Origin of the sequence: Pseudomonas sp., assembly GCF_049645325.1 — a bacterium.
GTDB lineage: Bacteria > Pseudomonadota > Gammaproteobacteria > Pseudomonadales > Pseudomonadaceae > Aquipseudomonas.
The window spans coordinates 20,443-27,982 of the sequence record NZ_JBARTQ010000694.1 but is presented as its reverse complement, the minus strand read 5'-3'; the positions used below and the strand labels follow the sequence as shown (position 1 = coordinate 27,982).

The following is a 7,540-nucleotide window of genomic DNA, read 5'->3' as shown; positions in this document are numbered from 1 at the left end:
TGACTGACCCACCGCTTTCGCGAGCAAGCCCGCTCCCACAGTTGGATTTGGGGCATGCCCGTCACAATCCTGAAACGCGACTGACTTAATCTCCCGGCACTCCCTTTGGCTTAAGAAGGTGCCGGCATGAGGCTGCGCGTTCTGTTCCTGCTGACCCTTTTTCCCCTCGCCGCTGTTTCCGCCCCCCTGCCCGTTCCCGACCAAGGCCCTGCGTTGCGCATCCAGGGTTCCAACACCATTGGCGCGGCGCTGGGCCCCGCGCTAGTCAAGGGTTTGATGGAACATCAGGGCTTGCAAGCCGTGCACATCGAGCCCGGCGACGGCGCCAATGAACAGCGCGTGGTCGGCAAGACGCGCCAGGGCAAAACAATCACTGTCGAGGTCGCAGCCCACGGCTCCAGCACCGGGTTCAGCGCGCTGAAAAAAGCCGGCGCCGACCTCGCAGCGTCCTCGCGCCCGATCAAGGACAGTGAACTGGTCGACCTCGAACCCCTCGGCGACCTGAAAAGCCCCGACGCCGAACAGGTGATTGCCATCGACGGCCTCGCGATCATCCTCAACCCGCGCAACCCTTTGAATACCCTGAACACCGAGCAACTGGCGCAGGTTTTTAATGGTGAGGTCAACACCTGGGAGCAACTCGGCGGCGCCGGTGGCGCGATTCATCTGTATACCCGCGATGATCAATCCGGCACCTACGACACCTTCAAGGAACTGGTGCTGCGCCTGCGTGGCAAGCCGCTTGCTTCCTCCGCCAAACGTTTTGAATCCAGTGAGCAGTTGTCCGATGCGGTCAGCCATGACCCTCAAGGCATCGGATTCATTGGCCTGCCTTACGTGCGCGAGGCCAAGGCCGTGGCGATTGTCGACGGTGACTCGCAACCCATGTTGCCGCTGACCAGCCTGATTGCCACTGAGGATTATCCACTGTCACGCCGTCTGTTCTTCTACTGGCCGCCGTCAGGGCATAACCCGTGGGCCAAGGCGCTGGTGGACTTTGCACAGAGCAGCAAGGGCCAGGCGATTGTCGCGGCGAATGGTTTTATCGCGCAGCAGGTGCAGGCCATCGCCGTGGCGCCGCGTGCGTCAATGCCCGAGGATTATCAAGCCATCGCCCGTGACGCCCAGCGTTTGACGGTGAATTTTCGTTTTGAGGAAGGCAGTGCCAGCCTGGACAACAAGGCGCGCCAGGACCTGCAGCGGGTGGTGGCTTATTTAAGACGCCACGACAAACTCGACAAGCAGGTAACACTGGTGGGGTTCGGCGATGCCAAGAATGACCCGCAGCGCGCGGCGTTGCTCTCGAAGTTGCGGGCGATGGCGGTACGCCGTGAGCTGGTCAAGAGCGGCGTGGTGCTGCGCGATATACGCGGCTTTGGGGCGCAGATGCCGGTGGCGGCGAATACGGCGGATGAGGGGCGGATCAAGAATCGGCGGGTGGAGGTTTGGGTGTATTGAGCCTTGGGTTTTGTGGTGTAAGCAAGCCCGGCTCCCACACTTGAGCGCATTCTCATGCTGGAATGCAGTCACGTGTGGGAGCCGGGCTTGCCCGCGATGAGGGCGCCGCGGTCTTACTGCCCGCTGCGCATCAGCTCTTTAGGCACATACTTGCCGATCTCGAACTTGCCGATTGCGGCGCGGTGCACCTCGTCCGGGCCGTCGGCCAGGCGCAGGGTGCGTTGCATGGCGTACATGTAGGCCAGCGGGAAGTCGTTGGAAACACCGGCACCGCCGTGCATCTGGATCGCGCGGTCGATGACTTTCAATGCCACGTTCGGCGCCACCACTTTGATCTGGGCGATCTCACTTTTCGCGACTTTGTTACCCACGGTGTCCATCATGTACGCCGCTTTGAGGGTCAGCAGCCGCGCCATGTCGATTTCCATCCGCGAGTCGGCGATCTTGTCGATATTGCCGCCCAACCGCGCCAATGGCTTGCCGAACGCGGTACGGCTGACGGAGCGTTTGCACATCAGTTCCAGCGCACGTTCGGCCATGCCGATGGAGCGCATGCAGTGGTGGATACGGCCTGGGCCAAGGCGGCCTTGGGCAATTTCAAAGCCGCGACCTTCGCCGAGCAGCACGTTCTCATACGGCACGCGCACGTTGTCGAACAGCACCTCGGCGTGGCCGTGGGGCGCGTCGTCGTAGCCGAATACCGGCAGCGGCCGCACGATTTTCACGCCGGGGGCGTCCACGGGCACCAGGATCATCGAGTGTTGCTGGTGGCGCGGCGCGTCGGGGTTGCTCAGGCCCATGAAGATCAGGATCTTGCAGCGCGGGTCACAGGCGCCGGAGGTCCACCACTTTTTGCCGTGGATCACCCACTCATCGCCCTGACGTTCGGCGCGGGCGGCCATGTTGGTGGCGTCCGAGGAAGCGACGTCCGGTTCGGTCATGGCGAACGCCGAGCGGATCTCGCCGCGCAGCAGCGGTTCGAGCCAGCGCTGCTTCTGCTCTGCATTGGCGTAGCGCACCAGCACTTCCATGTTGCCGGTGTCGGGGGCGGAACAGTTGAACGGCTCAGGCCCCAACAGCGAGCGGCCCATGATTTCGGCCAGCGGCGCGTATTCGAGGTTGGTCAGGCCGGCGCCGAGTTCGGATTCCGGCAGGAACAGATTCCACAGTCCTTCGGCTTTGGCCTTGGCTTTCAGCTCTTCCATGATTGCGGTGGGCTGCCAGCGATCACCTTCGTTGACCTGGCGTTCGAACACCGGCTCGGCCGGGTAAACGTAAGCGTCCATGAACGCAGTGACGCGTTCACGCAGTTCCTGAACCTTGGGCGAATAAGCGAAATCCATGAGCAGCTCCCTTCTCTGAGAGGTTGTTTAGGTCATGCAATCGATGCTAGAACAGCGCTCATAATTTACCTAGCCTATTCTCGGCGTGTATTAACATTCATCACCGATATATGATCGGCGCATGGACCTCTAACAATAAGAGCGCAACGAAATGAATCTGAGCAAGGTCGACCTCAACCTGTTTATCGTCTTTGACGCGATCTACACCGAAGCCAACCTGACCCGCGCCGGGCAGATTGTCGGCATCACCCAGCCGGCGGTATCCAACGCGCTGGCGCGTCTGCGCGAGACCTTCAACGACCCGCTGTTCGTGCGCACCGCCCAAGGCATGGTGCCCACGCCCATGGCGCAGAACATCATCGGCCCGGTGCGCAACGCGTTGTCGTTGCTGCGCGTGTCAGTACAGGAAAGCCGGATTTTCAACCCGCAACAGGCGGCCAAGACCTATCGCATCAGCATGACCGACCTCACCGAGGCGGTGATTTTGCCGCTGCTGTTCCAGCGCCTGCGCCGCCTGGCGCCGACTGTGGTGATCGAAAGCTTCCTGTCCAAACGTCGCGAAACCACCAAGGAATTGGCGGCCGGGCGCCTGGATTTCGCCGTGGACGCGCCGCTCAACACCGACCCGCAAGTGCGCCACGTCAAGCTGATGGAAGACCGTTACGTGTGTGCGATGCGCAAGGGCCATCCGATGGCGGGCAAAGACAAATTCAGCCTGGATGACTACCTGTCGCTGACTCACATTCACATCTCAAGCCGCCGCAATGGCTTGGGCCACGTCGACCTGGCGCTGGGCAAAATGGGCATTCAGCGCAAGATCGCCTTGCGTTCCCAGCATTACCTGATGGCGTCGCAAGTGTTGCAACAGACCGACATGGTGATGACCGTGCCCGAGCGCTTCGCGCGGCGCCATGAGCTGCACTGGTTCAACCTGCCGGTCAACGACGTACCACCAGTGGAAACCCACTTGTACTGGCACGAAAGCACCGACCAGGACCCGGCCAACCGCTGGATGCGCGAGCAGATGATCGAGTTGTGTCAGCAGGTGACGGCACATGAAAAGAAACTGGATGGCAAGCAAGCGTGACCACAGGTGTTGCTCGTTCATAGTTCATAAAGGTGGGTGCGGCAGCTTGACGTTTACGTCAACCTGCCATTAGCTTAGCGCCAAGACCTTCTTGAGCGCCGCCATGAGCATCACCTACAGCATCTCCGACCTCGCCCGCGAGCTCGACATCACCACCCGCGCCATTCGCTTCTATGAAGAACAAGGCCTGCTGGCCCCCGAGCGCCGGGGCCAGGAGCGCATCTACTCGGCGCGCGACAAGGTCAGCCTCAAGCTGATCTTGCGCGGCAAACGCATCGGGTTTTCCCTGGCCGAGTGTCGCGAACTGATCGAACTGTATGACCCTACCAGCGGCAACCACATCCAGCTCAACAGCATGCTGGCGAAAATCGCCGAGCGCCGTGAGCAGCTGGAGCAACAACTGCTGGACATCGAACAGATGAAACTGGAACTGGACACCGCCGAAGAGCGTTGCACCCAAGCCCTGGCCCACACCATGAGCCAGGTTGGCCATTGATCAGAAGGTAGCTGCCATGTCCCTCCCCTCACACGTACGCCTGGTGGAAGTCGGCCCGCGCGACGGTTTGCAGAACGAAGCCAAGCCCATCAGCGTGGCCGACAAGGTCCAGTTGGTGGACGCGCTCAGCGCGGCGGGTTTGCGCTCTATCGAAGTCGGCAGTTTTGTCTCGCCCAAATGGGTGCCACAAATGGCCGGTTCCGCCGAGGTGTTTGCGCAGATCCAGCGCAAGCCCGGCGTGACTTATGGCGCACTGGCCCCGAACCTGCGCGGGTTCGAAGATGCACTGGCCGCTGGTGTGAAGGAAGTGGCGGTGTTCGCGGCGGCGTCCGAAGCGTTTTCCCAGCGCAACATCAACTGCTCCATCAGCGAGAGCCTCGAACGTTTCGCACCGATCATGGCGGCGGCCAAGCAGCACGGTGTGAGTGTGCGCGGGTATGTGTCGTGTGTGTTGGGTTGCCCTTACGAAGGTGAGATTGCACCGGCGCAGGTGGCGGCGGTTGCGCGCGAGTTGTATGCCATGGGCTGCTACGAGGTGTCGCTGGGCGACACCATCGGCACCGGCACCGCGGGGGCCACGCGGCGTTTGTTCGATGTGGTTGGGGCGCAGGTACCACGGGACAGGTTGGCCGGTCATTTCCACGACACCTATGGGCAAGCCATCGCCAATATCTACGCCAGCCTGCTCGAAGGCATCAGCGTGTTCGACAGCTCTATTGCGGGCCTCGGCGGCTGCCCATACGCCAAGGGTGCCAGCGGTAACGTCGCCACCGAAGATGTGCTGTACCTGCTCAACGGCCTCGGCATCGAGACGGGAATCGACCTGGACGCCTTGATTCACGCGGGCCGGCAAATCAGCCACGTGCTGGGCCGCCCAACAGGATCGCGCGTGGCCAAGGCGCGTAACGCCGTTTGAGTACCGAGCCTGTGACAATGTGTTACCGATGGCCGATCTTTCGAGTAACACGGGAACATATTTTGTCGCATTTCCCGTAGTCGGTTTCCCACTAAAAAACCAACTAGTTGATTTTAAAGGGATTTTAAAAGTTGGCACGGCTTCTGCTATCTCTATGGCATAACAAGAATAAAAAGCGCCAAACCTAATAAAAATAAGACGAAACGACTCTGACATAACAAAAACAACACGGCAGAGACGCAGCTAACAGATTTTTTTGAAGAAGATGTGCTTCGCAGGGTACGGCTTGCCGAAACCCGCAACCGGTTAGAGAAAAATAAAACTACCTCAGGTAGCTGCCACTGGTTGGATCGATTCGAAGAAGCAGATCAGCGTTCAAAAAAATACGTTTGCTCTTGACCCCGGATGGGGGTCGCCAAAAACAGCGGTAAAGGGTAACGGTTGCCAAAAACAACAATAGACCGCCCCTCAATAATAAAAAAAGAGCACGCAACGACAAATTAAAGGGGACCCTCGGGTCCCCTTTGTGCTTTCTGCAATTCAGCTATCCACCTGGATGGGAGCTGGCTGGCCTGCTCCCACATTAGCCCCAGGGTCAGTCGGATTGAATTCGCAGCTCTTCAATCGAAATTTCGCGCATGCGGAATTTCTGGATCTTGCCCGTCACCGTCATCGGGAACTCATCCACGAACTTGAAATGCCTGGGCGTCTTGAAGTGCGCAATGCGGCCCTTGCACCAGGTGTGCAGCTCCAGTTCGTTGGCCACATGGCCGGGGTGAAACTTGATCCAGGCGACGATCTCTTCGCCGTAGCGTTCGTCGGGAATGCCGATGATCTGCACGTCCGCCACCGCCGGGTGAGTGAAGAAGAACTCCTCTACCTCGCGCGGGTAAACATTCTCGCCACCACGAATGATCATGTCCTTGTTGCGCCCGGCGATGCACACGTAGCCGTGTGCGTCCATGGTCGCCAGGTCGCCGGTGTGCATCCAGCCCGCCTCGTCAATGGCGTCGCGGGTGCCTTCCGGGTTGTTCCAGTAGCCGAGCATCACGCTGTAACCACGCGTGCACAATTCGCCGATCTCGCCGCGCGCAACGGTATTGCCAGAAACGTCGACGATCTTGCTTTCCAGCTGCGGCTGCGTGCGCCCGACGGTGGTGACGCGGCGCTCAAGGTCGTCATTTGCGCCGGTCTGCAGCGACACCGGGCTGGTCTCTGTCATTCCGTAGGCAATCTGTACTTCGCCCATGTGCAACTCGCTGATGACGCGGCGCATCACTTCGATGGGGCACGTGGCGCCGGCCATGATGCCGGTGCGCAAGGTCGACAGCTCGAACTCGGCGCGGCGCGGGTGATCGAGCATGGCGATAAACATGGTGGGCACGCCGTACAGGCCGGTGGCGCGCTCTTCGGCCACGGCGGTGAGGGTCAGCAGCGGGTCGAAGCCGTCATTCGGGTAGATCATGGTGGTGCCGTGGGTGATGCAGCCCAAGTTGCCCATCACCATGCCAAAGCAGTGATACAACGGCACCGGAATCACCAAGCGATCCTGCGCCGTGAGGCCCAGGCTTTCGCCGACCATGTAACCGTTGTTGAGAATATTGTGGTGACTGAGGGTGGCGCCCTTGGGGAAGCCGGTGGTGCCGGAGGTGTACTGGATGTTGACGGCTTGATCGAAGTGCAGGCTGGCTTGGCGTGTATGCAGTTGCTCCGGCGGCACGCCCGCGCCGAGCGCCGACAGCTGCGACCAGGGCAGGAATCCCGCGGGCGGGCTGGGGTCGAGGCTGATGATGGCGCGCAGCTCGGGCTTCAACTCCAGCAACATGGCGTGGTAATCCGAGGTCTTGAACGACCCGGCACACACCAGCCACTGGCAGCCGGATTGTTCGAGCACATATGCCAGTTCACTGCTGCGGTAGGCCGGGTTGATGTTGACCAGGATCACCCCGAGCTTGGCGCTGGCGATCTGGCTGATGCACCACTCGGCGCAGTTGGGTGCCCAGATGCCCAGGCGGTCGCCGGTCTGCATGCCCAGCGCCAGGAATGCACGGGCGTGCACGTCAACCGTCTCGGCCAATTGCCGCCACGTGTAGCGCCGCTGCTGATGGCGCACCACCAAGGCCTCGCCATCCGGGTACTGCGCAACGGTGCGATCGAAGGCCTGACCGATGGTCTCGGCCAGCAAGGTCTTGTCCTGAGCGCCACGGCTGTAGCTCTGGTTCAGTTGATCCATAACGACC

6 protein-coding genes are annotated in these 7,540 nt (G+C 60.7%); 4 read left to right on the top strand and 2 right to left on the bottom strand.

Annotated elements, in window-relative coordinates; translation table 11 throughout:
- Window positions 1–126: 126 nt before the first annotated feature.
- On the top strand, window positions 127–1,458 hold the full coding sequence (locus WBB95_RS29525) for a substrate-binding domain-containing protein (RefSeq protein WP_424490803.1): 1,332 nt from the start codon (window positions 127–129) through the stop codon (window positions 1,456–1,458).
- A 113-nt stretch (window positions 1,459–1,571) separates the two neighbouring features.
- Here the strand turns inward: WBB95_RS29525 and WBB95_RS29520 are convergent, their stop codons facing one another.
- On the bottom strand, window positions 1,572–2,801 hold the full coding sequence (locus WBB95_RS29520) for an acyl-CoA dehydrogenase (protein WP_424490802.1): 1,230 nt from the start codon (window positions 2,799–2,801) through the stop codon (window positions 1,572–1,574).
- A 151-nt stretch (window positions 2,802–2,952) separates the two neighbouring features.
- Here WBB95_RS29520 and WBB95_RS29515 point away from each other — a divergent pair, with 151 nt between their 5' ends.
- From WBB95_RS29515 to WBB95_RS29505, 3 genes are all read left to right on the top strand, one after another.
- Entirely contained in the window at window positions 2,953–3,888 is a 936-nt protein-coding gene (locus tag WBB95_RS29515) for a LysR family transcriptional regulator (RefSeq protein WP_424490801.1), read from the top strand.
- Between the two features lie 103 nt (window positions 3,889–3,991).
- On the top strand, window positions 3,992–4,384 hold the full coding sequence (locus tag WBB95_RS29510; RefSeq protein WP_424490800.1) for a MerR family transcriptional regulator: 393 nt from the start codon (window positions 3,992–3,994) through the stop codon (window positions 4,382–4,384).
- A gap of 16 nt (window positions 4,385–4,400) precedes the next feature.
- On the top strand, window positions 4,401–5,300 hold the full coding sequence (locus WBB95_RS29505) for a hydroxymethylglutaryl-CoA lyase (RefSeq protein ID WP_424490799.1): 900 nt from the start codon (window positions 4,401–4,403) through the stop codon (window positions 5,298–5,300).
- 595 nt (window positions 5,301–5,895) lie between these two features.
- Here the strand turns inward: WBB95_RS29505 and WBB95_RS29500 are convergent.
- On the bottom strand, window positions 5,896–7,524 hold the full coding sequence (locus WBB95_RS29500; protein WP_424490805.1) for an AMP-binding protein: 1,629 nt from the start codon (window positions 7,522–7,524) through the stop codon (window positions 5,896–5,898).
- Between the last annotated feature and the right edge of the window lie 16 nt (window positions 7,525–7,540).

Bases quoted from the DNA above. Each gene is read 5' to 3' on its own strand.
- WBB95_RS29525 (WP_424490803.1), top strand. From the start codon at position 127: ATGAGGCTGCGCGTTCTGTTCCTGCTGACCCTTTTTCCCCTCGCCGCT.
- WBB95_RS29520 (WP_424490802.1), bottom strand. From the start codon at position 2,801: ATGGATTTCGCTTATTCGCCCAAGGTTCAGGAACTGCGTGAACGCGTC.
- WBB95_RS29515 (WP_424490801.1), top strand. From the start codon at position 2,953: ATGAATCTGAGCAAGGTCGACCTCAACCTGTTTATCGTCTTTGACGCG.
- WBB95_RS29510 (WP_424490800.1), top strand. From the start codon at position 3,992: ATGAGCATCACCTACAGCATCTCCGACCTCGCCCGCGAGCTCGACATC.
- WBB95_RS29505 (WP_424490799.1), top strand. From the start codon at position 4,401: ATGTCCCTCCCCTCACACGTACGCCTGGTGGAAGTCGGCCCGCGCGAC.